The organism is Enterococcus sp. AZ071 (assembly GCF_050499065.1).
In the GTDB taxonomy this organism is placed as follows: domain Bacteria; phylum Bacillota; class Bacilli; order Lactobacillales; family Enterococcaceae; genus Enterococcus_A; species Enterococcus_A ferrettii.
On sequence record NZ_JBIPAS010000001.1, the window covers coordinates 3,133,263 to 3,160,256 of the forward strand.

25 protein-coding genes and 2 other annotated features are annotated in these 26,994 nt (G+C 39.7%); of the genes, 19 read left to right on the plus strand and 6 right to left on the minus strand.

Annotated elements, in window-relative coordinates; genetic code table 11:
* The first annotated feature begins 117 nt into the window (after window positions 1-117).
* The 6 genes from IGI49_RS15360 (at window position 118) to IGI49_RS15385 (ending at window position 5,539) form a co-directional block, all read left to right on the plus strand.
* Window positions 118-816, plus strand: a complete 699-nt coding sequence (locus IGI49_RS15360; protein ID WP_429962400.1) for an NAD-dependent protein deacylase — start codon at window positions 118-120, stop codon at window positions 814-816.
* A 10-nt stretch (window positions 817-826) separates the two neighbouring features.
* On the plus strand, window positions 827-1,663 hold the full coding sequence (locus IGI49_RS15365) for a chorismate mutase (RefSeq protein ID WP_429962401.1): 837 nt from the start codon (window positions 827-829) through the stop codon (window positions 1,661-1,663).
* A 1-nt stretch (window position 1,664) separates the two neighbouring features.
* Window positions 1,665-2,180: a transcription repressor NadR gene (locus tag IGI49_RS15370; RefSeq protein WP_429962402.1), complete on the plus strand. Its 516-nt coding sequence runs from the start codon at window positions 1,665-1,667 to the stop codon at window positions 2,178-2,180.
* 209 nt (window positions 2,181-2,389) lie between these two features.
* Window positions 2,390-3,790 (plus strand): PTS transporter subunit EIIC, encoded by a 1,401-nt coding sequence (locus tag IGI49_RS15375; RefSeq protein WP_429962403.1) that lies wholly within the window; start codon window positions 2,390-2,392, stop codon window positions 3,788-3,790.
* Window positions 3,791-3,792: 2 nt separating this feature from the next.
* Window positions 3,793-4,842, plus strand: a complete 1,050-nt coding sequence (locus IGI49_RS15380) for an ADP-ribosylglycohydrolase family protein (protein WP_429962404.1) — start codon at window positions 3,793-3,795, stop codon at window positions 4,840-4,842.
* Window positions 4,823-5,539, plus strand: coding sequence for a GntR family transcriptional regulator (locus IGI49_RS15385; RefSeq protein ID WP_207702421.1), 717 nt, complete (start codon window positions 4,823-4,825; stop codon window positions 5,537-5,539). The genes IGI49_RS15380 and IGI49_RS15385 overlap by 20 nt, the downstream gene beginning before the upstream one ends.
* A gap of 71 nt (window positions 5,540-5,610) precedes the next feature.
* On the opposite strand, the gene def is transcribed toward IGI49_RS15385, so the two are convergent.
* Window positions 5,611-6,174, minus strand: a complete 564-nt coding sequence (def, locus tag IGI49_RS15390) for a peptide deformylase (RefSeq protein WP_429962405.1) — start codon at window positions 6,172-6,174, stop codon at window positions 5,611-5,613.
* A 270-nt stretch (window positions 6,175-6,444) separates the two neighbouring features.
* Between def and rpsO the strand changes: the two genes are divergently transcribed.
* The 10 genes from rpsO to IGI49_RS15440 all read left to right on the plus strand — a co-directional run bounded on the left by rpsO (window position 6,445) and on the right by IGI49_RS15440 (window position 19,110).
* Entirely contained in the window at window positions 6,445-6,714 is a 270-nt protein-coding gene (rpsO, locus tag IGI49_RS15395) for a 30S ribosomal protein S15 (RefSeq protein ID WP_207702427.1), read from the plus strand.
* Window positions 6,715-6,958: 244 nt separating this feature from the next.
* Window positions 6,959-9,082 (plus strand): polyribonucleotide nucleotidyltransferase, encoded by a 2,124-nt coding sequence (gene pnp, locus IGI49_RS15400; RefSeq protein ID WP_429962406.1) that lies wholly within the window; start codon window positions 6,959-6,961, stop codon window positions 9,080-9,082.
* Window positions 9,083-9,674: 592 nt separating this feature from the next.
* Window positions 9,675-11,666, plus strand: coding sequence for a KUP/HAK/KT family potassium transporter (locus IGI49_RS15405; RefSeq protein ID WP_429962407.1), 1,992 nt, complete (start codon window positions 9,675-9,677; stop codon window positions 11,664-11,666).
* Between the two features lie 408 nt (window positions 11,667-12,074).
* Entirely contained in the window at window positions 12,075-14,111 is a 2,037-nt protein-coding gene (locus IGI49_RS15410) for a BglG family transcription antiterminator (protein WP_429962408.1), read from the plus strand.
* Window positions 14,105-14,377, plus strand: coding sequence for a PTS sugar transporter subunit IIB (locus IGI49_RS15415; RefSeq protein WP_429962409.1), 273 nt, complete (start codon window positions 14,105-14,107; stop codon window positions 14,375-14,377). Before IGI49_RS15410 ends, IGI49_RS15415 begins: the two co-directional genes overlap by 7 nt.
* A 12-nt stretch (window positions 14,378-14,389) precedes the next feature.
* Window positions 14,390-15,670 carry a PTS ascorbate transporter subunit IIC gene (locus IGI49_RS15420; RefSeq protein ID WP_207702437.1) on the plus strand — a complete coding sequence of 427 codons (1,281 nt, stop codon included), beginning with the start codon at window positions 14,390-14,392 and terminating at the stop codon, window positions 15,668-15,670.
* Window positions 15,670-16,374, plus strand: a complete 705-nt coding sequence (locus IGI49_RS15425) for a tryptophan synthase subunit alpha (protein ID WP_429962410.1) — start codon at window positions 15,670-15,672, stop codon at window positions 16,372-16,374. The genes IGI49_RS15420 and IGI49_RS15425 overlap by 1 nt, the downstream gene beginning before the upstream one ends.
* Before the next feature lie 111 nt (window positions 16,375-16,485).
* Window positions 16,486-16,714: a binding site (T-box leader), on the plus strand.
* A gap of 35 nt (window positions 16,715-16,749) precedes the next feature.
* Window positions 16,750-16,980 (plus strand) — a binding site (T-box leader).
* 115 nt (window positions 16,981-17,095) lie between these two features.
* Complete coding sequence (locus IGI49_RS15430; protein ID WP_429962411.1) at window positions 17,096-17,548, plus strand: PTS sugar transporter subunit IIA; 453 nt, start codon at window positions 17,096-17,098, stop codon at window positions 17,546-17,548.
* Window positions 17,545-17,817: a PTS sugar transporter subunit IIB gene (locus tag IGI49_RS15435; protein ID WP_429962412.1), complete on the plus strand. Its 273-nt coding sequence runs from the start codon at window positions 17,545-17,547 to the stop codon at window positions 17,815-17,817. Before IGI49_RS15430 ends, IGI49_RS15435 begins: the two co-directional genes overlap by 4 nt.
* Window positions 17,818-17,829: 12 nt before the next feature.
* A complete protein-coding gene (locus IGI49_RS15440) occupies window positions 17,830-19,110 on the plus strand; it encodes a PTS ascorbate transporter subunit IIC (protein WP_429962413.1) in 1,281 nt (426 codons plus the stop codon).
* 78 nt (window positions 19,111-19,188) lie between these two features.
* Here the strand turns inward: IGI49_RS15440 and IGI49_RS15445 are convergent, their stop codons facing one another.
* The 3 genes from IGI49_RS15445 to IGI49_RS15455 form a co-directional block, all read right to left on the minus strand.
* Window positions 19,189-20,586, minus strand: a complete 1,398-nt coding sequence (locus tag IGI49_RS15445; protein ID WP_429962414.1) for an MATE family efflux transporter — start codon at window positions 20,584-20,586, stop codon at window positions 19,189-19,191.
* A 246-nt stretch (window positions 20,587-20,832) separates the two neighbouring features.
* Window positions 20,833-21,156 carry a DUF960 domain-containing protein gene (locus IGI49_RS15450; RefSeq protein ID WP_010756414.1) on the minus strand — a complete coding sequence of 108 codons (324 nt, stop codon included), beginning with the start codon at window positions 21,154-21,156 and terminating at the stop codon, window positions 20,833-20,835.
* A 215-nt stretch (window positions 21,157-21,371) separates the two neighbouring features.
* Window positions 21,372-21,989: a 50S ribosomal protein L25/general stress protein Ctc gene (locus IGI49_RS15455; protein WP_429962415.1), complete on the minus strand. Its 618-nt coding sequence runs from the start codon at window positions 21,987-21,989 to the stop codon at window positions 21,372-21,374.
* A 386-nt stretch (window positions 21,990-22,375) separates the two neighbouring features.
* Here IGI49_RS15455 and IGI49_RS15460 point away from each other — a divergent pair, with 386 nt between their 5' ends.
* Complete coding sequence (locus IGI49_RS15460; protein ID WP_429962416.1) at window positions 22,376-22,903, plus strand: HdeD family acid-resistance protein; 528 nt, start codon at window positions 22,376-22,378, stop codon at window positions 22,901-22,903.
* Between the two features lie 41 nt (window positions 22,904-22,944).
* Here IGI49_RS15460 and IGI49_RS15465 read toward each other — a convergent pair whose 3' ends face one another.
* Both IGI49_RS15465 and IGI49_RS15470 read right to left on the minus strand, forming a co-directional pair.
* The gene (locus tag IGI49_RS15465; protein WP_429962417.1) at window positions 22,945-24,306 is read right to left on the minus strand and encodes an MFS transporter; all 1,362 of its coding nucleotides are present in this window, start codon (window positions 24,304-24,306) and stop codon (window positions 22,945-22,947) included.
* A 177-nt stretch (window positions 24,307-24,483) separates the two neighbouring features.
* Entirely contained in the window at window positions 24,484-25,287 is an 804-nt protein-coding gene (locus tag IGI49_RS15470) for a TraX family protein (protein ID WP_429962418.1), read from the minus strand.
* A 294-nt stretch (window positions 25,288-25,581) separates the two neighbouring features.
* Here IGI49_RS15470 and IGI49_RS15475 point away from each other — a divergent pair, with 294 nt between their 5' ends.
* Window positions 25,582-26,298, plus strand: a complete 717-nt coding sequence (locus IGI49_RS15475; protein WP_429962419.1) for a 16S rRNA pseudouridine(516) synthase — start codon at window positions 25,582-25,584, stop codon at window positions 26,296-26,298.
* 11 nt (window positions 26,299-26,309) lie between these two features.
* Window positions 26,310-26,993, plus strand: a complete 684-nt coding sequence (locus tag IGI49_RS15480; protein ID WP_429962420.1) for a YjjG family noncanonical pyrimidine nucleotidase — start codon at window positions 26,310-26,312, stop codon at window positions 26,991-26,993.
* Window position 26,994 lies beyond the last annotated feature (1 nt).

Genomic DNA, 26,994 nt, shown 5'->3' on the forward strand with positions numbered 1-26,994 from the left:
AAATTCTTCTGTAAGAAAATTCGAAGGGCCTCTTTATTGGTGAATGTATCTATGCCTCCTCATTAAGGGAGGTATTTTTGTTTTGCATTGCAGTATAATGGATATGAGGTGATAAAGGTGGAGATAACAATTCAAGCAGCAGTACAGAAAATACAAGAAGCGAAAAGCATTACTTTTTTAACTGGAGCAGGTGTTTCAACGCCATCGGGAGTGCCAGATTATCGATCCTTGAAAGGTATTTATCATGGCATAGAAGCACCGGAGTATTTATTGAGTATTGATTGCTTAAACCAAGAACCGGGGAAATTCTATACCTTTGTTAAAACGTTGTACCATCCGACTGCTGAACCAAATGTAATTCATCAAAAAATGGCAGCCTTGGAGAGGCGTAAACCGGTCTGGATTGTTTCGCAAAATATTGATGGTCTGCATCAAGCAGCAGGCAGCCAACACTTGGTGAATTTCCATGGTTCACTGTATAACTGCCATTGCCGAAAGTGTGAGCAAACGGTACCTTGGCAAGAGTATTTGAAGAGTGATCGGCACGAAAATTGCGGTGGGCAGATTCGACCAGGTATTGTTTTGTATGGTGAGGGTTTTACCGATGACACCATTCGTCAAGCTATTCAAGCGGTAAATGTTTCAGATTTGTTAGTAATCGTTGGAACAAGCTTTCAAGTCCATCCGTTTTGTGATTTAATTTATGAAAAGAACGAAAAAGCAGCAGTGCTGGCAATTAATCGGACCCCGATCCACATTCCGACGTTGCATGAGTTTGTAGAAGTCGATGGCAGCACTGTTTTCGAACAGCTATAGGAGGATTTTGATGGAACGTACAGAAAAAGAGAAAATGATTGCGGGAGACTTATATTTTGCTGGAGATCCTGAGTTATCAGCTGATCGTAAAGATGCCCGAGTAAAGTTACGAGCAATTAATGCGGAAACTGACTCAGCGAAAAGAGCGCTGTTAGTTAAAAATACATTCGGTAAAACTGGGGAACAAGTTCATGTGGAGCCATCCGTTTCTTTTGACTATGGATACAATATTTTAGTCGGTGAGAACTTCTATTGTAATTTCAACAATATCTTTTTAGATATTTGTCCAATTACGATCGGAGATAATTGTATGTTTGGCCCTAATTGTCAGTTGTATGCAGCAACTCATCCAATTGAGGCTGGCAAACGAAATAGCGGGATGGAATTTGGAAAGCCAATCACAATTGGTGATAATGTCTGGCTAGGTGGGTCAGTTGTCATTGCACCGGGAGTTACCCTAGGGAATAACGTTGTAGTCGCAGCCGGTTCAGTAGTAACCAAATCATTTCAGGATAATGTGGTGCTTGGCGGGAATCCAGCTCGTATAATCCGCACCATTGATGAAGATGCTAACGGCAATAAGCTAGAAGCCGCTCGTAGAAAAATTGATGCCATTGATGAACAGTTGGTAGCATTGCTGGAAAAACGACTACAGGCAGTTACCGAAGTCACGGCGTATAAAAAGGAAACACAAAAAGATATTCTAGACCAAGGTAGAGAAGATGCAGTCTTAGAAAAAGTTGCCAAACGAGTAGAAAATCCTCTGTTTGAAGAAACAATGGTAGCAACTTTTCAAGATATTATGAAGCAATCCAGAAATTTTCAATCTAAAGAGTTAGGTGAATGAGATGAAAGATGGAAACAAACGCAGAAAAGCAATTCTAAAAGAACTGGGAGAAACAGAAAACCCACTAAGTGCCAGCAACTTCGCTAAAAAATATGAGGTTAGCCGCCAAATTATAGTAGGTGACGTTGCCTTGTTAAGAGCAGCTGGTGAAAATATTATTGCAACCTCCCGTGGCTATTTATTAGAGCGCAGGTCTAGCCAACTGTTCAGTAAAATTGCAGTTCAGCATAATAAAAGTCAAGCGGAAGAAGAATTGCGCACGATTGTAGAAGCAGGTGGAGAGGTTGTCGATGTAATTGTCGAACATCCATTATATGGAGAATTGGTTGGTGGATTGCATATTACAACTCAGGAAGATGTGAATGGCTTTCTGGAAAACTATCAGACATCCAATGCTAGCTTCTTATCAGAATTAACGGATGGTATTCATCTGCATACCATTGCTTATGACACCCAAGAAGACTTTGAACGGATTACCGAAGCTTTGTCAGATAAAGGAATTTTGTATAAAGAATAAGGGTCGTAGCAGTACAATAAATTAATCAAATAGAGATTTTAGGAAAAATGCTTTCTCAATGAGAGCATTTTTTTTTGTAAAAAATTTCTATGTTTGCGTTTACATTCTAAAATAACTGAGGTATACTCGTATTGAGGATAAGACGTTATAACGTCTTATCGAGCAGTACGTCGTGTTTCTGTTTTATAAATGGAAGGGAGTCAATGAAGATGGGGAAGACAGAGGCTTTGTCTAAACAATTGCTTGATTTTATGGGAGGTGCTGACAATATTGTTTCGGTTACTCATTGTGCTACAAGGTTACGCCCACAACTTAGGAATCGGGCTTTGGTCGATGTAAAGCAGATTGAAACATTAGAGGGGGTCACAGGTGTTGTAGATAAAGAGTCAGGAATTCAAGTTGTCATCGGAACCACGGTAGGTGATGTGTATGATTCGTTTTTGAAGGAGCTGGGAACTGGAAAAGAGGCAGAGGATTATTCTGTCGAAGAGACTAAAAATGAACGTCATTTATTAAATGATTTTGTTGCCTTGGTAGTCAGTATATTTTCCCCTTTGCTGCCGCTGCTTGCTGGGTCAGGATTACTTCGCGGCTTTACTATTTTGGCAAATGAATTAGGCTGGTTATCGACGGAAAGTACGACTAATTTAGTTCTCACCTTAGCTGCTACTTCTGTATTTTATTTTTTACCCTTGCTGGTTGCAGTAACCTCTGCCAATCGATTTAAAACAAGTCCCTTCATTGCAATGGCTGTTATGGGCGCTTTAATTATGCCTGGTTTTATAGAGTTGATCCAAGGTGATGGAGGAAACATGGTATCATTTTTAGGTATTTCTATTCCAGTATTTAACTATACGAGTCAAGTTATTCCGGCTATTTTAACGATTTGGCTTCAGTCAAAAATGGAGCATTTTATGAAGGAAAAATTGCCTAATAGTCTACACATGATCATCATTCCAACCGTTTTATTGTTGGTTTTAGTACCAGTTGCTGCGGGCATTTTTGGGCCGATTGGTAACTATTTGAGTATTGGCATTGCCAATGTTGTGGGCTGGTTAGCAAGTATTAATCAGATTGTTACTGGAGCAGTAATTGGAGGGATTTGGAACATTCTCATTATGTTTGGCGTTCATTGGGCCCCGAATACAATGGTAATCATCCCAGAAATCGCTCGAACAGGCTCTTCGCCATTTATCGCCTATGGAGCTAATGCCAACTTTGGCATGGCAGGTGCCGCTTTTGCTATTTTTCTACGGTCACGTAATCAAAAGCTGAGAAACTTTTCTTTAACAGCAATTACCTCAGTATTTCTGTCAGGAATTGTTGAACCAGCTATTTATGGACTAGGTGTAAAATTTAAAACGCCGTTGATTGCTGGTTGTGTAGGGGCTGCTTTAGGTGGAGCATTTATGGGTGCTTTTAATGTAATTGGTAATGCCTTTGTGTTTGGAGGGCTAACAACTATTCCGGCTTTTGCGGGGCCAACATTATGGGCATATATCGTAGGTTTAACCATTTCATTTCTGGGTGGACTACTTCTAACATTTGTTTTAGGCGTTAAGGATCCAGAAGCAGAAATGTCAGCTATTGATAATAAGGGAGGAAAATAATTATGACAGTACAGACAAAAATTCAAGGAATTTTAGGTTTAGCAGCAATTGGTGATGCTATGGGAGCGGCAACAGAGAACTTATCCTTTGATCAGATTCGTCAACACTTTGGAGGACCAGTTACTGATTTGCAAAAACCTGGTGAAACGGCTTTTGCTTTAGGAAATGAAGCGGGACAGGTTACCGACGACTTTTCTCAAATCTATTTTCTGTGCCAAGCAGTTTTAGAAAACGGCGGAACGCTGGACAAAGAAACGGTGATTAAAGCCATCTTAAAATGGTCAGATGTTTCATGGTACTTTGATCGATTCGCTGGACCGACTACTAGAAGTGCAGTGGCAATGTACAAAGATCCTTCATTAAAGATGAAGCCTTTACCTGGAGCAGTCACTGTAGACTATGCGTCCAAAGCAACGAATGGTGCAGCGATGAAAATTGCTCCAGCTGGCATTTTAAATCCAGACGATTTAGCTGGTGCAATTGATACAGCCATCACCATTACTCAGGTGACTCATGATAATTCCTTGGCAATTTCAGGAGCCTGTGCTGTTGCAGCTGCAACAAGTGCTTCGTTAGCTGAGCATGCGACTGTTGAAGCTGTATTAGCTGCTGGTTATTATGGTGCGGTTCGTGGAGAAGCACTAGCGAAGGAAGTTTCTCGAGAAGTGGCCGGACCTAGTGTTGTAGAGCGCATACAACTAGCGTATAATATTGTAGACGGTGTAGGTACGAAGGAAGAAAAACTACGTCGACTTTCACAAATCGTTGGTAGCGGACTGCATATTTCAGAAGCCGTACCTAGTGCTTTTGGAATCGTGTCCTTAAATAAAGGGAATGCTTTACAGGCAGTCATTGATGCTGTAAATATTGGATACGATACAGATACAATCGCAACTATTGTTGGTTCAATGGTGGGGGCATTTATTGATTTATCTGATCCAGAATTCCTTTCCTTATTTGAAACTGTTCAAAAGGCCAATGATTTTAATATTGTAGAATTATCAAATTCATTAGCAGATGTGGTGAGGTTTCATGAAAGGAAACAGTGTTAAATATTTAGCAATTTATGAGGAATTAAAGCAGGAGATCATCCATGGCAACTATCCGGTAGGTGATCCATTTCCAGCTGAACCTGACTTGCAAAAGCGTTTTAATGTAAGCCGGATTACAGTTAGAAATGCAGTGAAACTTTTAGTAGATGAAGGCTATGTCCAACGTATTCATGGAGTAGGGACGATTGTTTTAAGCAGAAAAGAATCGCTGCAATTACAGACGCTGCTTAGCTTCTCTGAAGAAAATGGGGATCGTGGCGTACATTCCACCTTGCATTCTTTTAAGGAGACAGTTGCAGCTGATCCTATGGTCTGCTCTCAATTGGAGCTGCCAAAGGGGGCAACCGTCAGCTGTCACGAAAGGCTGCGTTGGATTGGCGATACACCAATAGGCTTTCAGCGTGTGTACTGTCCATCCTTTATCACACTTGCGGCTGAGGAACTGGACGATCCAGATGCTTCGCTGTACAAGCTGTTGCGTGAAAAAGGGTTTGTGGTGACGAATGCTAAAGAAACAATTGAATCGATTGTTGCAGATAAGCAGTTAGCAAAAGATCTAAAGGTAGAGGAAAACAAACCGCTGCTGTACGTTCAGCGAGTAACCCGCGATCAGCGAGACCGCTTGATCGAGTATGCCGAAATTTATTATCGTGGCGATCGCTATCGCTACAATGTGCAGCTGCAAGTACCAAGATAATAAAGGAGTTACAAAAAAGGATCTCTCAAAGTGGTTAAAACCTTGAGAAATCCTTTTTTAGTTAGAAATTCTTATTCAATCACCAACACGCCGTCATCCAAAGTGAACGGTGTTTTTTCATCGATGTGGTCGTAGAACATTATGCCATTAATATGGTCAATTTCATGTTGCACGACAATTGCGTTGTAATTTTTCAAGCGAACTTTTTGCTTGGTGCCTTCTGCATCGTAGTAAGAAACAGTGATTCGAGCAGCACGTACAACGTAGCCAGGAACTTCTCTGTCCACAGATAGACAGCCTTCGCCTTCTCCAAGGCAGGCTTGTTGTACAGAGTGGCTCAAAATTTTCGGATTATACATCACGGTGCTGATACCGGAATCTGGTTTCTCAGGGTCAAGACTAGGCACATGAACGGCAATAATTCGTTTTGAGATATCTAATTGGGGAGCGGCTAAACCGACGCCTCCACGTAAATGCATTTCTTCAGCTTTTACTGGGTCTTGGCTATTTTTAAGAAATTCCATCATTTCTTCTCCCAGCTTCACGTCTTCTTCCGCTAACGGAATCGGAACTTCTTTTGCAACTTCGCGTAAGGTGGGGTGTCCTTCCCGAATAATATCATCCATTGTGATCATTAAAAAGGTCTCCTCTCAAAGGAATTCATACATCAAGATAGTTTATCACAAAAGTAGACGTAGGCAAACGGCTTGCTTAAAACTTGCGATTTTTTAAAGAATCCTATACCTTACTGAAATAAGGGGAATATTCTTGGCAAATCTTGCATTTTTCAATGAAATCAAGTAAAGTATTAAGGTACGCTATGCGTATATCGCCTATTACTTGGTTGGGCGCTTCACCAACGCTTTACTCAGTTGTAGGGAAAATAAGAGAAAGAGGTGAAATACATGGCTTTAACACAAGAACGCAAAAACGAAATCATCACAGATTTTGCTCGCCATGAAGGAGATACTGGTTCTCCAGAAGTACAAATTGCTGTACTAACAGAAGAAATCAATCAATTGAATGAGCATGCACGTGTCCATAAGAAAGACCACCATTCATACCGTGGTTTAATGAAAAAAGTTGGTCATCGTCGTAACTTGTTAGCTTACCTACGTAAGAATGATGTACAACGTTACCGTGAATTAATCCAACGTCTAGGACTACGTCGTTAATTTTTGCCTAAAAGTGAGGTTCCTAGGAATCTCACTTTTTTACTAGGTGGACAGTTATGCTTATGCTGTCGTCAAATGAACAAAATGAATGGTAACGATCGAAACATTCATTTAGTGTTTACAAAAAACTAACCCCCTCCCGCAGATTGCCGTCACTCTACTAACCAAATGCAAGAAGCGAAGCTGTTCGCTGTTTCCATTTGTTTAGTAGCGTCGCACCTGTCAGAGGGAAAAAGGAGAAATTATGTCAGAAAAACAAGTATTCAAAACCACTTGGGGCGGCCGTCCCTTGCAAGTCGAAGTTGGTCAATTAGCGAAGCAAGCCAATGGTGCAGTCTTGGTTCGTTATGGTGATACGGTTGTATTAAGTGCAGCAGTCGCTTCAAAGGAAGCACGAGATACTGACTTTTTCCCGTTGACTATCAACTACGAAGAAAAAATGTATGCAGTAGGTAAAATCCCTGGAGGATTCATCAAACGTGAAGGTCGTCCAAGTACGGATGCAACATTGACTGCACGATTGATTGACCGTCCAATTCGTCCGATGTTTGCGGATGGTTTCCGTAACGAAGTACAAGTAACTAACGTTGTGATGAGTGTGGAACAAGATTGCTCACCTTCAATGGCCGCAATGTTTGGTTCATCATTGGCTTTGGCTATTTCAGATATTCCATTTGACGGGCCAATTGCTGGTGTTGATGTAGGTCGTGTAAATGGCGAATACGTATTGAACCCAACTGTTGAACAAAACGAAACTTCAGACATCAACTTAACAGTTGCTGGTACGAAAAAAGCTATCAACATGGTTGAATCTGGTGCTAAAGAAGTTTCTGAAGAAGATATGTTAGGTGCGTTGCTGTTTGGTTTTGAAGCAATCCAAGAAATGGTTGCCTTCCAAGAAGAAATCGTTGCAGCTGTGGGCAAACCTAAGATGGAAGTTAAATTGTTGCAAGTAGATGCTGATTTGAAGAAAGAAATCTTTGCTAGTTACTACGAAACAATGAAAACTGCTGTTATGACAGAAGAAAAATTAGCTCGTGAAGACGAAATTGATAAAGTGAAAGATACCGTTAAAGAAGTTTACGCAGAGAAATTTGCGGATCATGAAGATGCGGATCAATTAACTAAAGAAGTGAAACAAATCGCAGAAGATCTTGAAAAAGATGTCGTACGTGAATTGATCACCATTGACAAAATTCGTCCTGATGGCCGTAAATTGGATGAAATCCGTGCATTGGATTCTGAAGTTAGCGTATTACCACGCGTTCACGGTTCAGGTTTATTCACTCGCGGACAAACTCAAGCTTTGTCAGTATGTACATTAGCACCATTAGGAGAACATCAAATTATTGATGGCTTAGGAATTGAAGATTCTAAACGATTCATCCATCATTATAACTTCCCTCAATTCTCAGTAGGTTCGACAGGCCGCGCCTTTGGTCCAGGTCGTCGTGAAATTGGACATGGAGCTTTGGGTGAACGTGCGTTGTCTCAAATTATTCCTAGTGAAGAAGATTTCCCTTACACTATTCGTTTGGTAGCGGAAGTATTAGAATCGAACGGTTCATCTTCACAAGCCAGTATCTGTGCTGGAACGTTAGCATTAATGGATGCAGGTGTGCCGATCAAAGCTCCTGTAGCTGGTATTGCAATGGGATTGGTTTCTGATGGTGAAAACTATACTATCTTAACTGATATCCAAGGACTAGAAGATCATTTAGGCGACATGGACTTTAAAGTTGCTGGAACAAAAGAAGGTATTACTGCTTTACAAATGGATATCAAGATCCAAGGAATCACTGAACAAATCCTAAAAGAAGCTTTAGACCAAGCGAAAAAAGCGCGTATGGAAATCCTTGAAAACTTAACTAGCACTCTGGCTGCGCCACGTGAAGAGCTAAGTGAGTATGCTCCTAAGATTGAAATGATCAAAATTGATCCAGATAAAATCAAAACAGTTATTGGTAAAGGTGGAGACACGATCAATAGCATCATTGATGAAACTGGCGTGAAGATCGATATCGACCAAGAAGGTCAAGTAAGTATCGCTTCTTCTGATGCTGAAATGATCCAAAAAGCAATCAAGATCATTGAAGAATTAACCAAAGAAGTCAAAGTCGGCGAAGTTTATTTAGGTAAAGTTGTCCGTATTGAAAAATTTGGTGCTTTCGTCAACCTGATCAAAGGCAAGGACGCATTGGTACACATTTCTCAACTTGCGAACGAACGTGTGAAACAAGTAGAGGATGTCGTGAAAATGGGTGATGAAGTCTTAGTAAAAGTTACTGAGATCGATCGTCAAGGCCGTGTGAATGCTTCTCGAAAGATATTGTTAAAAGATGATGAGAATAAAAAAGAAGAAAAATAATTTTTTCAAATTCATTCATATTTTCTTTGACAAATGACCAAACTACGCCCATAATACGAATATGTTTTAGGGGAGTAGCGACATAGAGTTTCTATGCTTTTAGATCAACATCTAGTGCTCAGCACTGGTCTAAGAGATAATTTGCCAGACCTAAACGACAGGAAAACTGTTGTTTAGGTCTTTTTTTGCCACTCCTGCTTTTCGTAGTTCGTTTAAAAGTACCAGTTAAACTTGAAAGTATAACTAATCATGGTACTGAGAAGTTTAGCAGGATGGTATGCGTACGAAAATGAACCCCTAAAAGGAGTCAACTGTCAGTTCCGTCTTTAAGAGTAGACGAGAAGAGAGTACTTTAACTGCCAAACTGGTTCCGCAAAGCTTATTTAGTAGGTATTTGCTAAATCTAAAGGTATAGTAAATTATGAGACCTATAAGGTTAGCAGGGATAGGGTTGCGAAATAAAGGCGCATTCTAAATTTATCAGCCGAATCCCTTACGTATTATATAAAAAAACAAACAGCCCTTGATTCCCTGATTATTAGGAGGAATTGAGTTCCTATATACGAGTGATTTGCAAGAGGAGAGTGTAAGAATGGAAAAGAAAAGTCATGTCAAAAAATTATCAGTCGCGGGATTATTAGTGGCGATGGGCGTGGTGTACGGGGACATTGGAACAAGTCCGCTGTACGTAATGAAGGCTATCTTGATGGAAAACGGTGGCCTTTCATCGGTAACTAACGATTTTGTTATCGGTGTTGTTTCACTGGTCTTTTGGACAGTAATGCTGTTAACCACAGTAAAATATGTGATTATCGCATTGAACGCAGATAACCATGGTGAGGGCGGGATATTTTCGCTATATACCTTGGTGCGTAAGGGCGGGAAATATTTAATCATTCCTGCGATGATTGGTGGAGCGGCTTTACTAGCTGATGGCGTTCTAACACCAGCAGTAACTGTTACTACAGCTATTGAAGGGCTACGAGGAATTCCTAATTTCTATGATCGATTCGGCAATAATCAAAATATCATTGTTATTATTACGCTGGTCATTTTACTATTTCTCTTTTTAATTCAGCGTTTTGGGACGGACTTTGTAGGAAAAGCTTTTGGACCAATTATGCTGCTGTGGTTTACTTTCTTAGGTGTCATGGGGCTAATCAATATCCCTTATGACTTTTCAGTGATTCGTGCTTTAAATCCTTATTATGCCATTCACTTATTATTTAGTCCTGAAAATAAAATGGGTGTCTTTATCTTAGGAAGTATATTTCTGGCAACAACGGGGGCGGAGGCGTTGTATTCGGATATGGGACACGTGGGTAAAAAGAATATCCGTTTTAGCTGGCCGTATATTTTCGCTTGCTTAATGTTGAATTATGCTGGGCAAGCTGCATGGATTATGCATGCTAAAGGAAATCCAGTTTATGAAAATCTAGAAAATTTGAATCCCTTCTTCCAAATCTTACCAGATGGCTGGATTGTATTTGGTGTTGTATTTGCAACAGTTGCCGCAGTTATTGCCTCTCAAGCATTGATCTCAGGTTCCTTTACTTTGGTTTCTGAAGCAATCAAGCTGAAGCTGTTGCCAAGAATGCGTATTTTTTATCCAGGAAGCTCGATTGGACAAATGTACATCCCCGCTGTGAACTTCATTTTATGGGCAGCATGTTCGTTGATTGTACTGACCTTTAGAACATCTAGCCATATGGAGGCAGCATATGGTCTGTCTATTACTGTAACGATGCTGATGACGACATTCTTGTTGTATCATTACATGATTCAGAAGAATGTTTCACGCTTCTTAGCTTATTTGATGGTTCTGTTCTTCGGCTTCTTAGAAACTTTCTTTTTCATTTCCAGTGTGACGAAGTTTTTCCATGGAGGGTTCGTGGCAGTAGGTATGGCTTTAATCATTTTGGCTTTGATGTATATCTGGTATCGCAGCAATCAAATTCAAGAAAACACCAGCCAGGAAGTCAATTTCCAAGATTATATGGGGCAGTTGAAAGAGCTGCATGAGGATGATCGAATTCCTTACTATCAAACCAACGTGGTCTTTTTGGTACCGAAACTTGAGGAGGACCAAATTCCTCAACAATTTATTTATTCGATTTTAGACAAGCGGTTGAAACGGGCCAAGGCCTATTGGTTTGTGAATGTTGAAGTGACCGATGAACCGTATACGGAAGAATTTTCAGTTGATATGATGGGGACTGATTTTATTGTAAAAGTAAAATTGTATCTAGGTTTCCGCATGTCGCAGGATGTGAATGTGTACTTGCGCCAAATTATTCATGATTTAATGAAGCAAGGACGGCTGCCAAAACAGCCTCAACATTATTCTTTAACACCGGGCCGGCAAGTAGGTGATTTCCGTTTTGTATTGATTCAAGAAGAGTTGTCATCGACAACAGAAGTTGCAAAATGGGATCGTCAAATCATGCAAGCTCGTTTGGCTATTAAGCGTTACGCAGTATCTCCTGAGCGCTGGTTTGGCTTGGAATACAGCGAGGTAGTTTATGAGTCTGTTCCGCTGATTGTTGGACAAACTCGCAAGACATGGCTGAAGGAAAGAAAATAAAAAAAGGCTGTCGTGGGAAAATAAATTTCTGCGACAGCCTTTTTGTATCGGATGATTTTGACATGAATGAGGCATGCGGATTCGATTTTCCTTTTAAGGTTGATCAGTTGATCTTCTTCTAGGGGCGCTATAGACTAAACGGTGCTTAACGTTGATCCTTCTTGAATAATAAGGAGCGCCAACCAGTTTTTTCATAAGGCGGTGGGACTGGTGAGGGGTTCTCCCTTAATAAGATATGTATCAAAAGACCTTTTGTTTTTAAGTAAATTTCTATTTTGAAAAAGTTTATTGTAAAGTAGAAGATATCTAGGTTGGATCACCAGAACAGTTTGTTTCAAGAAATTTGAAATGAACTGTTCTTTTTCACGCTATTTATCATCCTTTATACTAAAGGCAGGAGGAAGACCTATGGATAATCGATTATCAAATTTATATAGCTTGCTAGCGAAGCAACAAGCAAGATTTCAAATTAGTGAGTTGGCCGCTCACTTTCACGTCAGCACTCGAACAATTTACAATGACATCGATAAGCTGAATGAGCTGTTGGAAACAGTCGGTGCGACAGAAATAGTCATCGAAAAGGGACGTATTCAATATAAGTGTGAAGCACCGATAGATATTGAAAAAATTCTGTTTAAGAACAATGATTTCATCAACAGCGATCAACGCATCAGAAAAATTCGTATGCTAGAGTCGGTCCTGCTGCTGCCGGACAATTTCAGCTCCGAAACATTGCTGCAGCGGACGTTGGTTTCTAGAAATACACTGCTTAATGATTTACGAGCTGTTCGTAAGGAACTGGAGAATAATGAAATTATTCTTGAGACTATTCCTTTTCGCGGCTACCGAGTGGTGGGAGAGGAAGCAAGGATCCGAAACTTCCTAGCAGCTACCTTAGAGCAAGACCCGTTGCTATTTGAAACCGAAAGCTTTCAAGCAGAGAGAAACAGCTTGGTGGAGATTGATGAGCTGATTGAGAAAATTTGCAATGAGATCGGTATTCAGTTAAGTGATGAATCCTTCCAAAAAATGATTCTGCATTTTTGGGTAACCAAGAAACGTTTGCAAATAAATAAATCTCTTAAGCAGTGGCCAAAAAAAGAGATCTATAACAAAGAGGAACAAGTTCTATTTGCGAACAAACAGGCAATAGAGGATCGGTTCAAACAACCAATAACAAAAGCAGAGCTGGTATATCTAGCGAACAAGTTATCAGAAGCCTCGATTACTAACTATCAGGAGCTGCTAACCGATAAATGGTTAACATTTAATCTAATCGTTGAACAATTCATTACGGCAGTCGATCAAGATTTTCCCCAAATCGATTTTACGACTGACCAAAAGCTTTATAAAGGTTTGTTAAATCATCTGCGTCCTGCCTACAAACGAACCTTGGCTGGTGAATCTATTGAAAATCCCATGTATGAATACGTGTTGGAAAATTATCAAGAGCTGCACACCTCAATCCGCACCTATGTACCATTGTTGGAAACAAAATTAAAGGTGACGTTTACTGATCAGGAAATCAGTTTCTTTACTCTTTTCTTTGCAGCATCATTGGAGCGTAATAAGTTCTTTGTTCCTCACAAAACCAAAATTGTGATTATCTGCAATGCCGGAATCAGCACCTCAGAAATATTAAAGAGTAAAATTCAAAATACCTTTCATGTAGAGGTAGTAGGAACCTTTGGCGCACGGGAAGGAATCAAGTGGTTAACAGAAAACAAAGTAGATCTAGTAATTACCACAATCCCTTTGGAGCTGAAAAGTATCCCGGTCGTTCGAGTAAATCCTTATTTATCAGAAGAAGACAGAGAGAGTATTCATCGATTTGTTAAGCCGATCTTTCGCGAGGTAACGATTGACCAGTTACTTACAATTGTAGAAAATTACGCGTCGTTATCTTTTCAGGCGACCAAAAGCCTATCTGATGAATTAACTACTTATTTGAATTTACCCAAATCCCAAGAAAAGAAGGAGTATCAGCCTATGCTTAAAGAAATACTAACTCCCGACTTGATTGAGCTCAACTATGCAGCTGAAAATCGAGACGAAGCCGTGAGAAAAAGTGGAGAATTATTAGTGAATAGCGGGTTAGCAACTAGCAATTATGTAGATGGTATGATTGAAAATTTGGAAGTGAATGGAACGTATATAGTGATTGCACCAGGGATTGCGATGCCTCATGCTCGTCCTGAGGAAGGGGCATTGGATGTAGGCTTTAGCATTGTAACCTTAAAAGAATCGGTTGTTTTCGGCCATCCAAAAAATGATCCAGTGAAAATCGTGATTGGACTTTGTGCGATTGACCATCAAACCCATTTAAAAGCGTTGGCTGAATTGGTGGAAATTTTGTCCCATGAGGAAAATGTAGCAGCTTTTACAAGTGCCACTAATAAAATAGAAATTATGAACATCATTGAAGGGGGAAAAGAAACATGTTAAAAATCGTGACCGTTTGTGGGGCTGGGGTTGGCAGCAGTATGATGATGCGTCTGTTTACCCAGCAGATTTTAGATGATGAAAAGGTTGAAGCCACGGTTGATGCGGCAGATATTGGATCTGTTGATCCTAACAGCTATGATATTTTGATCACCACGTCTGATTTTGCAGATACCCTGCGGGATTCAACTGCAAAAATTATCCGCATTGATAATATGATGGATAAAGCGTATTTGAAAGAGCAATTATTAACAACCATCAAAGCTTAAGGGGGTAATACTATGTCGGTATTTCTATATATTGTAAACAATGTACTGAGTCAGGCAGTCTTTATTATTGGAATGGTCGTAGTTGTCGGAATGATTGCCCAAAAGAAATCATGGGATCAAATTTTACCTAGTGCCATTAAAACAATGATTGGATTTACGATGATTAATGTGGGTGGTCAAACGCTGGGTGGGGCCTTATTACCTTTGCAGCAAATGATTTCTAAAATTTTCGATATGCAAAGCTTTTCAGCGGATATTGGAGCTGCACAAGCAGAGAGCCTGGCAGATATCGGAACCGAAATGGCCTTGATCTTTGCTTTTGGTTTCTTGATTAATCTATTGTTGGCTCGCTTTACTCGTTTTAAATATGTTCATTTATCTGCCCATGTCTCTTTTTTCTTTGCAGGTTTGATTGCCGCTTTACTAAAGTTTGGAACAGCTTTGCCATTTACTGGTATTGTGGCGATTGGCTCTGTTTTGTTAGGCTTATACATGACCTTTTCTTGTGCGTACGTGGCAGTCTGTATCAAGGGAGTAAAAGGTGCGGAAGGCTTTACCCTAGCTCATTCAAGTTCTTCAGGTCTATTAGTAGCAACTTTATTAGCGAAAGCATTTGGCAACAAGGAACATGATTTGGAGCAGCTGGAGATTCCCAAGAAATTGAATTTTCTGCGGGAAATGACGATCGCCTTAACCTTAGTAATGACGGTGCTGTTCTTATTAATCAGTTTAATTGCAACACCAAGTTGGACGATGGAAAATATTACTGGCGGCCAAGATATCATTGTCTTCTCTTTATTACGTGGTGTTGAGTTTGGTATGTGGATTACGGTCATTATAACCGGGGTTCGGATGATGCTTTCGGAAATTATTCCTGCTTTCCATGGAATTGCCAATAAGATTATTCCGAATTCTAAGCCGGGCTTAGACATCCCTTTACTGTTTCCTAACTATCCAACATCAGTCATTGTCGGCTTTTTATGCAGCTTAGTTTCAGGCTTAGCAGGTATGTTGATTCTAGGTGCGTTGAATTATCCAGTAGTCGTTTTTCCCGCATTAATTCCTACGTTCTTTACTGGCGCTGCAACTGCGATCTTTGGAAATGCACATGGCGGTCGCCGAGGAGCAATTATGGGTTCCTTAGCAAACGGATTTATTTTAATTTTTGGCCAAGCCTTTTTACTGCCCATGGTAGGAAGCTATGCGCCAATCATGCGGATTCTTAGTGAAACGGATTATACGGTGTATGGCCCAATTCTAGGTTGGTTCCTGCAATTGTTTGGAGGCGCATGATGAATAACTTAGTATTGTACGTGACGATTAATTACCCGACGCGGGAAAAGTTTTTTGAAATACTTGATGTCATTGAAGAGTCTAACGTGGGCTATGTGGAGATCGGAATACCTGTAGCAAATCCTTATGTTGATGGTGGTGTAGTGCGAAAGACCCATGAGCAAGTGTATCCCACGTTAACGCAACAAGAAATTATTTCGGTACTAGAAGAAATCCGCCGACAGTATTCATTTCGGGTAATTTTGATGACTTATCATGAAGGGGTTGAACATTTTCAACTTTCTCAGATAGCCCGTACACTTTACGATGCGATCCTATGTGTGGATAAATGTCTGGATCAAAAGAACTATACAGGTCTTGTACACACTTTTACCCATAAGTTAGACCAAGAAATACTGGTGGAGCAATTAACTAGCAGTTCGGAATTTATTTATTTAGTATCTGGTGAAGGAAAAACTGGAGAATTTACCCAGTTGCCAAACGAATATATTCCTTTGCTCGCCTGTCTGAAACCAAAGACTAAGCTGCCGATATTTGTCGGATTTGGAGTGAAGGAATCGGAGGATATTATTAGTATACTAAATGAAGGGGCTGACGGAGCGATCATTGGATCGGAATTCATCAAACGATACGATGCGGATGGAATTTCAGGGATTAAGAAATACTTGCAGGCATTACAAGGTGCATTTGATAGAAGAAACTGACGACTACAGTCAGAAAAAGAAAAAATAAATGGCTTTGTGATTAAAAAAAGAAAAATTTTCTTTCATAAATCGATTGACTCTTTCAGCAAACAAGCGTATTATTTTAAAAAAATACATGTCATACAAAAGAGTAGTAACATGATTTTTCTTTCCAGGGAGCTGATGGGACTGTGAATCAGTAAGAGAAATAATGCGAATGGACTTTTGGACTGAAGCTTTGAATCTAAGTAGGAGCTTCCGGAAACTCCCGTTATTGAGAAAGGCTGTTGATAGACGGCTGATAAAGAGATGCTTGATAAAGCATACAATGAGGTGGCACCGCGGATTGATCGCCCTCAAGTTGGACAATGGTCTGACTTGAGGGCTTTTTTTGAATAAAAATCATAAACAAGAGAAGTAATTGGGATAATAAAAATGACAGAAAGCTTCTAGCGATGAGAATGAAGCATTTTTTACCTGATGAATGGACTTGTTGGAGCATCCTTGAATACTAGTAGGGGATGACGGGAACTCCCGTTATAGAGGAAGGTTATTGTTGGATAATCGATCAAGAGATGCTTCATGGAGCATATAGTGAGGTGGTACCGTGTGTAATGCGCCCTCAAGCTGGACAATCGTCTGGTTTGAGGGCTTTTTTATTGGGTTGAGATGAATCACGAGAAGTATTAACTAAAAGAATAGGTAAGCAATCAACAAACTTGGAAAAAGGAGAGAACGATTTATGCTTGAAGACATCTTAACTGAGACGTTAATTGACCTTAATTTCTCAGCAAACAATCGCGAAGAAGCTATGCGAAGAAGTGGCGAATTATTAGTTGAAAATGGCTTCGCAACCGCTAATTATATTGAAGGTATGTTGAAAAATGTAGAAGAAAATGGCACCTATATTGTGATTGCACCGGGAATTGCAATGCCTCATGCGCGACCGGAGGAGGGTGCTTTAGCAGCGGGAATCAGCCTAGTAACGTTAAGAAAGCCAGTTGTTTTTGGCCATCCTAAAAACGATCCGGTGAAGATCGTGATGGGACTTTGTGCAACTGATCAGCAGACTCATTTGGAAGCACTGGTGTCATTAGTAGATATTTTGTCACAGGAAGGAAAAATTGAACAGTTTTTAGCAGCTAAACAAGCGAAAGACATTTTGACTATTATTAAAGGGGGAAATAAAAAATGATTAAGGTTGTAACGGTTTGTGGAGCTGGGGTAGGCAGCAGTATGATGATGCGATTGTTTGCTCAACAGATTTTAGATGCGGAAGGAATTGAGGCAGAGGTTGATGCCTCAGATATAGGATCGGTGGATCCTAATAATTATGATATCTTAATCACCACGTCTGATTTTGCAGAAACCTTGCGAGAAACAAGTGCTAAAATTATACGTATTGATAATATGATGGACAAAGCGTATTTAAAAAATCAATTGCTAAAAACGATTAATGGATAAGGGGGTTCGAAGATGGCTGTATTTTTATATATCGTGAATAACGTACTGAGCCAAGCTGTATTCATTATCGGAATGGTTGTTATTATAGGTATGTTTGCTCAAAAGAAGTCTTGGAATCAAATTTTACCTAGTACAATCAAGACAATGATTGGGTTCACGATGATTAATGTTGGAGGACAGACTTTAGGTACGGCCTTGCTGCCTCTTCAGCAGATCATTTCCAAAATTTTTAATATGCAGGCTTTCTCAGCGGATATTGGTGCTGCTCAAGCAGAAAGTTTAGCGGATATTGGAACAGAGATGGCTCTTATTTTTGCTTTTGGTTTTCTGATTAACTTGCTGCTGGCTAGATTCACCCGCTTTAAGTATGTTCATTTGTCTGCGCACGTTTCCTTTTTCTTTGCTGGGTTAATTGCAGCTTTATTGAAATTTAATACATCATTGCCGTTTATAGGAATTATTGTGATTGGTTCGATTTTATTAGGTTTATACATGACCGGTTCGTGTGCTTATGTAGCTGTTTGCATGAAGGGTGTAAAGGGTGGTGAGGGATTTACTTTGGCCCATTCGAGTTCTTCGGGATTATTAGCAGCAACATTTTTGGCAAAAACTTTTGGAAACAAAAATCAGGACCTTGAAGAGTTGAAAATTCCCAAAGAATTCAATTTCTTACGAGAAATGACGATTGCCTTAACCTTAGTGATGACCGTGCTGTTTTTAATGGTGTGTTTGTTTGCAACACCAAGCTGGACGATGGAAAATGTTACCGGAGGGCAAGACATTATTGTCTTTTCTATGTTGCGGGGAATTGAGTTTGGAATGTGGATTACTGTCATTATTACGGGTGTACGGATGATGCTGTCAGAGATTATCCCGGCTTTTCATGGGATAGCAAATAAAATTATTCCTAATTCAAAACCAGGGCTAGATATACCACTGCTCTTCCCTAATTATCCTACATCAGTGATTGTTGGTTTTTTGTGCAGTTTGATTGCGGGATTGGTGGGTATGCTGCTGTTAGGCGCAATGAATTATCCTATTGTAGTTTTTCCTGCTTTAATTCCAACTTTTTTCACAGGAGCGGCAACAGCAATCTTTGGCAATGCTCATGGTGGACGCAGGGGTGCGATTATTGGTTCAGTGGCAAATGGCTTCATCCTGATTTTTGGACAGGCATTATTATTACCAATGGTGGGCAGCTATGCACCAATTATGCGTATTTTAAGCGAAACTGATTATGCAGTTTACGGACCCATTCTGGGATGGATATTGCAGTTGTTTGGTGGCGCCTGAGGAATGACTTGCTACAAAGAAATAAATCGCAAAAAAGCCTAAAGATCAACTTTTAAAGCTAATCTTTAGGCCTTCAAATTAATTGGTTGTGGGAAGTGGCTTGCGCTCTTCTTCTGGTAAACCAAGTTCTTCAACTTGTTGCTGACGTTCCAATTCTTTCAGTTTGCGAATGGCTTTGATCGTTGATGGCAATAGGACAGATACGGAACCAATCCAGGCCAGTGGTGAAGCAAAGGCTGCACCAGGGTAACCATATAAACCAGTCAAAATTATCGCGGCGAAGGAACGCATTAGCAACTCCATAATCCCAGCGAAGGTTGGGATTTTTGCTTGGCCAAGGCCTTGCAAAGTGTAGCGTAGAATAAACAATACAGATAAAATTACGTACAAGGCTCCACTAATATTGAAGTAGACCTGAGCCAATTGGAAGACTTGAGTTTCCCCTTTGTCAACAAACAGAGCAATCAAGTAGTGACCAAAAAAGATAACTGAGAAACCAGCTAACAAGCTGAACAGGACGTTCATAATCAAACTTTGCTTGATTCCAGTTAAAATGCGACTATACTTTCTAGCACCAAAGTTTTGGGCGGTAAAGGTAGCCATGGTAATACCAAAGGACATCATTGGCAAAATAGCGAATTGCTCAATTCGTCCTGCAGCGGCTTGGGCAGCTACTACATCGGTTCCTAAGCTGTTCAATGCTGATTGTAAAACAACAGCACCAATCGCAATAATAGAAGATTGGAAACCCATGGGTAAAGCAGCATTTAAGTGAGTACGAATCTCTTGTTTATCGAATGAAAAATGTTTCCAGCCAATTTGTAGTAATGGGATACGTTTGCGAATATAGATTAGACATAATAGACTGGCAATTACTTGGGCAATTACGGTTGCATAACCAGCACCAGCAATCCCAGAGTTAAATTTAGTGATAAAAACGATATCCAGAACAATATTCACAAGGACAGCCAGGGCTAAAAAGATTAACGGTGTTCGACTATCGCCAAGTGCACGAATCATATTGGACAACAAATTGAACATCATCGCCGCAAAAATACCTGCTAAAATGATTGAAATAAATGTCTGAGCTTGATCTAAAATCTCAGGCGGTGTTTGCATCACTAATAGTAACGGACGTAAAAACAGCAGGCTCAGGGCAGTAAGAACAACAGTGACAACAGTACTGATCAAAACAGAAGTTGCAAAACTCTTACGAACGCCTAAGGTATCCTTGGCACCAAAGCGCTGAGAGGTAATAATGGAGAGACCTGACGTTAAACCTTGGGCGAATCCAATAATTAGAAAGCTAACACTTCCAGTAGCTCCAACCGCAGCTAGTGCGTCTTTGCCAAGTGTTTGGCCTACGATGATCATATCTATCATATTATAAAATTGTTGCAAAACATTACCAGCTAACAATGGGATTGTGAAAAACAAAATTAATTTTGCGGGATTTCCTCGTGTAAGTTCTTTCATCGTTTTCATTCCTTTCATGAAAATTGCTCACTAGATATTACCACAGAACGCACACAATGCAAGAGGAAATTTGCAAATAAAAAGTATTTACAAAAAAAGCGTACCAGAAACGGTCAAAACCGCTACTGGTACGCCTTTTTGATAGGTAAAGAAATGGTAAAACTAACGAAAATTCTTAACTTTTAGTATTCCGTTTAGTTGCTGTTTGGTTTTACAAAATCATTTGCAAAGCGTTTATTGTTTGTTTTAACGTTGTCTAATTTCGTTAGGTAATAAGATCGTTTGGCGATTGCCGTCATCATAAGCATAAACTTCTGCTGGGAATTCGGAAGAATAGACAAAAGGAAGGTCAATATCCATCTCTACCTCACTGCCTTCTTGTGAGAAGTGCATTGTGACATGTCCTTGCTTGTTTACAAGATCAAATGTCAGCATATTGTCTAACGGAATCAAGCCCTTCAAATCCAAATCGATGATAAACCAAATGCTGTCTATCAATTCACCAGGCAAGCTGGAGACTACACCGACAGAGGCATAACGACTTCTATTTGCATCAAATGTTTCAAACATGTTTTGTCCTCCTTTGCGGAACAGGTCTATAGCTAATTATAGCGCAATTTACTGAACCTTGCCTTTGTAGTGCCTTATTGTAAAACTTTTTATAAGAAAAGACAATTATTTGCTACTAGTAAAAAGGAATTTTCATTGTCAGCGAGGCCTATAAATTTAGTAAGCAAAAGAGACTGACTCCTAAGAGCCAGTCCCTACTTAATTTACTTGTAATCTTATTCTTCTGATTCACCAATTACTTCTGGTTGTGCTGCTTCAGCAGGTTCACCAGTTTCAGGTTCTTCTTCTTGCGCTCCTTGAACTGCTGCGATTTGTTCCTCAGCATCAGTAACGATAGTGTAATCAGCATGTGCAGCTAAATCGCCAATTGTAATTGAGTCGCCAATTTCTAGTTTAGTAACGTCTACTTCAACATTTTCAGGCAATTTGTCTGGTGTTGCTGAAACAACGATTGTGTACAATGTTTGAGTTAATACGCCGCCAGCTTTAGCACCAACTGCTTCCCCAACTAGTACGATTTCAGTTTCAACTTCAGTTTCTTCTGTCATATTTACTGACAAGAATTCAACGTGAGTCAATTCGCGAGTAAATGTGTCTGCTTGATAATCGTGAAGCAAAGTATTTACTTTTTTACCATTCAAATCCATTGTGAAGACTGTGTTTGATCCGTTTTCGCGCAATAAACGCATGAATTCATGGTCATCGATTGAGATAGGTGTGCTTTCCACATTGTATCCATAAACGATGCCTGGTACTTTACCTTCGTGACGTAGCTTGTTGCGTAGGGATCGGGGACGGGTTGCTCTTTCTTCTACTTTCAATGATACTGCCATAACCAAATTCCTCCTTAAAATGTCACTGACCGTTGGTTTTCAGTCAGATGCTCTTAAAGTGACGGGTTATTCTCAGCACAATGGTTTTGCGAAAATACGCAAAAAGACAGTCGCGAGCGCAACTGTCTAAAAAAAGTCTAGGTTCAACTTTCTCTACCAGGTCATTACGCTGTGTATGAGAAACCTTTGATTCACTTAGCAGATCGCAGAAATTTACGATCTAATTAAAGATTAACGTGTTTTTCAGCAAATTGCAAGGAAAAACGCTTTTAATTTGAAAACGTCTGCATTACTTTTACAAAAAATACGAAAAAGCATTTTCAAGGCGTGAGACCTGACGAAAATTATTTCTTATGCTAGTGTTTTAAAAGAGAGGAGGAGTAATTATGGATACTCGACAACAAAAAGGGTTCAATTGGGGCTCTTTTATTTTAGGAATACTTTTTATTTTGGTTGCATTACTTTCGTTTCAAGATCCGGTAGGAAATCTTGTAGCTATTGTAATTGTAATTGGTGCCTTTGCTATTATTAAAGGTCTATTTGAAATTTTTGTACGGAACAAGGTGAAGGAATTCACTGGATACCAAAGCAAAATGCCGATCGTTATCGGAATTATTGATATTGTGATTGGGGTACTGCTGCTGTTTAATATCGGTGCAGGCGTAATCACTTTACCATTTGTGTTTGCTTTTTGGTTCTTATTGGATTCTATCGTAGGTTTAATGACAGCCGGAACTGCAAAAGTTTATAGCAATGGCTACTACTGGTTTACAGTAGTGGTGAACGTTATCGGGATTCTTCTAGGAATCTATCTATTGTTCAATCCACTATCTTCAGTTCTAACTTTGAGTTTCCTGGTTGGTGCTTACTTTATGCTAGTAGGAATTACCGAGATCATTTATGCATTTCGTTAATTGAATAGAAAAGACCTGACAAAAAAATTGTCAGGTCTTTTTTACGCTTTCTTTTTAAAATGAATAATTGTTGCTGCGAAGATGATAATTAGTAAGATCAATAAGAAGATCAGAGATAATTGGGATCCCAACACCGTCCCTTGCCGAAAATTGCCTTGGTGCACCTGTGCCAAATTAATGATGGTCGCAACAATGGCAGTGGCTACTGCTCCGGAAAACTGCTGTAGCGTGTTAAACAAGGTATTACCATCACCATAGTCTTTTTCTGACAGCTGATTCATACCGGCAGTCATCATGTTGCTATAAGCAAATCCGATGCCAATCATGTAAAAAACGTGTCCAGCAACAAAGCCTAATAAAACTGGAGACTTCAATAGAGTCGTTAACCCGATCCAGCCGATAGTCGCAAAAGTTAAGCCAAATAAGATCGGTTTTTTCGGACCTACACTATCTAAAACACGACCAGAGACAGGTGCTAAAATTGCCCCTACAGCTGCACCTGGCAGCATCACTAACCCAGATACAAAGGCATCCTTACCTAAAATAATCTGTAGAAAATTCGGCAAGACAAAAGAAATCCCTAACAGTAGAAATTGGCAAACGAGAAAGCCAAATAGGAATAGTCGAAAGGTTTTATTTTTCAAAACAGCTAGTCGTACTAAAGGGTATTCCGCCCGGTTTGCCTGGCGGTAGAATAAGGCTGCCCCAGCTAATCCTATCAATAAAGGAATCAGACTAAACCAAGAACCTAACTGATTTAAAAAGAGCAGCAGACCACTAAATAGCAATCCAACTCCTAATAAACCTAAAAAGTCCAACTTAGTAGTCTTTTTGATGGCCATCTCAGGAATTGTAACTAAGCCAATAATCATAGAAACGCATAAAACCGGTACTAAAAAAAGAAAAATATAATGCCAGGATAACGCCGATGTCAGTAATCCGCCATAGGTTGGACCTATTGCTGGAGCAATCGAAGTGGTCAATGTACCTACACCCATCATAGTTCCTCGTTTATGCATTGGGGTGAAATTCAAGATAATATGAAACATTAACGGCAGAGCAATTCCCGTACTAATCCCCTGAAATAAGCGACCCAGCAGCAGTACACTAAAAGTAGGGGACCAAAAATCAATGATAAGACCTGCAATGAAGAATAAGTTAGCTGCAATAAACAAGTGACGGATCGAATAATTTTTCAATAAATAATTAGCAAAGGGTACCATAATAGAAATAATCAGTAAATAGATAGTCGTGACCCATTGGACTAAAGCAGTTGACAGCCCAAATTGATGAATCAAGGTTGGAAAAGTCACGTTCATGGCCGTTTCAATCAGTACACCAGAAAAGGACATAATTCCGGTAGCCAGAACGGCAGGAATTAAACGAATAGTTTTTTCTTTCATAAATATCACCTCAGTTTTTGTTAGCAGAACAAATAGTTCAAGACAAAAAAAGAGAGACGTCTCTAAATTAATAGAAACCGCCTCTCTCTCGACGCGTATTAAACCGCGTTATCTGTACGATTTGTTCACAAAACGGATTGTAAAACTTTTCTGTGAACCAGTCAAGGAAAAATTGGATTATTTTTGCAGGAAAAAGCTGATAATTGCAAAAATTGCGATATGTGCAGGGTAGAAGTAGTAAAAGAAGTTACGCATGCTTCGGCCCTTTTCACCGTGGTACAAGATAATTGGAATTGCTGAAAGCAGCATCATCCATTGGAAATTTTCGGCAAAAGGATGTTGCATTCCGCCGAAGATTAGTGAAATTAAAGCAACACCCACTAGTGCTGTCACCTGTAAGCTATTCTTACCATGGAACAGATAGAATAATACTGCTAAAAGGACAAACAAAAATCCGCCTTCCGTTAATAACAATGTGGGTACCAAAAAGGCGAAGACTTGAAAACTGATCATCAAAGCAGGGTTCATTACGCCTCCTGAAAGGACAAGCAAAGGAAAAACACTAAGAATCAAAGGAAGGATTAACCAAAGTAGGCCTTTGCCAAAAATCCGACCCTGCTTTTTTTTAACTCCAGTAATCAAATAGTCAGCAGCCTGCATGAAAACCGTACCTAAAAAGAGGGTGCCGAAAATATTATTGATGACTACAGCATTACCGACACTGAAATACGTATTTAAAATCCAGTCAATTGCTCCCATAATCCAAAAGCCGATCAGCAAGCGAAACATATATTTTTTACGATTACTTGTATGAACAAAGCCTTCAGAGCTTTCAAACAAGAAAATCGGTGCAGCAATTCGTCCAATCCAGTGGAACCACAACGGTACACCTAGAAAAGAAAAAAATTGTCCTAAATGATCTATGACCATGGTGATGACTCCGATTATTTTAAGTTGAAATCCAGTTAAGCCTTTTTGCATAGTTATACTCCTCATTTTATAAAATTTTGAGCAGCAAGCTGCTCTTCTGCTGACTAGTATAAGAAAATTAAAAAAATTTCACCATTTATCTGGCTGTCAATGAACTTACAAAATTGTTCGAATGAAAAGAATAACTCTCGCTTCTCTGTAGTTTAGAGAAAGCCGAGTTCCCTTGCCTAGTTTAGGAATAGAGAATTTAATTCTCCCTTTTTTCTTTAAAGATAGAAGCAGCCTAATTACATTCGTTAAAAATTCCAGTATAATGTATCCGACAAGCCTAAAGGAGTTTTCATAGTGCGTTTGGATAAATTGATTGAAACTCGTTTGCAGACTACTCGAAAAGAAATGAAGCGTCTGTTTCTAATGAAGCGGGTAACAGTAGATAATGAAGTTGAATTGAATCCACAGCGAAATGTGGATAGTCAGCTGCATGATATCGTAGTAGCTGGACAGCGATTACAAACAAATCAGGTTTACTATTTATTGAATAAGCCTAAGGGTGTAGTGACAGCCAAACAGGATGTTCATCATCGTACAGTGCTGGATTTAATTAATTCGAAGGATCAACGGTCGGAGCTTTATCCTGTAGGACGTTTGGATCGAGATACTACTGGTTTGCTTTTGCTGACTGACAATGGTCAGCTTGGTTATGATTTGCTGCAGCCAAAGGAAGAGGTAGCTAAAACCTATCGAGCAGTGGTCAACGAACTGGTGACAGAAGAAGATGTGAATGCTTTTTCCGAAGGGATTGTCTTTCATGGTGGCATTATTTGCCAGCCCGCAGAACTGAAGATTCTTTTTGCCAGTGAGAAAGCTTCTACGGTGGAACTCACAATTCATGAAGGAAAGTTCCATCAGGTGAAAAAAATGTTTTTAGCCTGTGGTAAAAAAGTAGTAGATCTTCAGCGCTTGACGATGGGGCCTTTGACTTTACCGGCTGATTTAGCAGGAAGCAGCTACCGGTCACTGACTCTAGAAGAATTGCGGCAGTTAAAAAAATACTTTAGATAGAGGGAAAAAGAATGTATACGACTTTATTGTTTGATATTGATGATACGTTATTGGATTTTCAAGATGCTGAAGAGCAAGCTTTGAACAAGCTATTTATAGAAATGGGTGTACCTTTGGATGAAAAGGTCAAGGACGCCTACAAAGAAATGAACCGTGGTTTTTGGCGCCAACATGAACATGGAACGCTTTCCCGTCATGAATTGCTGAACACGCGTTTTAGTCTCTTTTTTGATACTGTTGGCAAAAAGGTAGACGGTCCAGAAACCGAAGAACGTTATCGCTATTACTTAAATCAAGGCCACAAATTGATAAAAAATGGGTTAGATGTCGTTAAACGTCTCAGCCAGACTAAAGAATTGTATGTTGTGACTAATGGAGTTTCAGAAACGCAGCATCAAAGATTGAAGCAATCTGGATTGGCTCCTTATTTCCAGAAATTTTTTATTTCGGAGGAAATGGGTGTCCATAAGCCGATGAAGGAATACTTTGACATCGTGTTTGATGAAATTCCTCATATCAATAAAAAGCAAACGGTTATCATCGGGGATTCTTTAACTTCAGACATTAAAGGGGGACAAACGGCAGGAATTGATACAGTTTGGATGAATCCACAAAACAAACCATCAGCAGAGATTCAACCGACGTATCAAATTCGTCAATTGACCGACCTTTACAAAATTTTGCAAGAATTTTGAT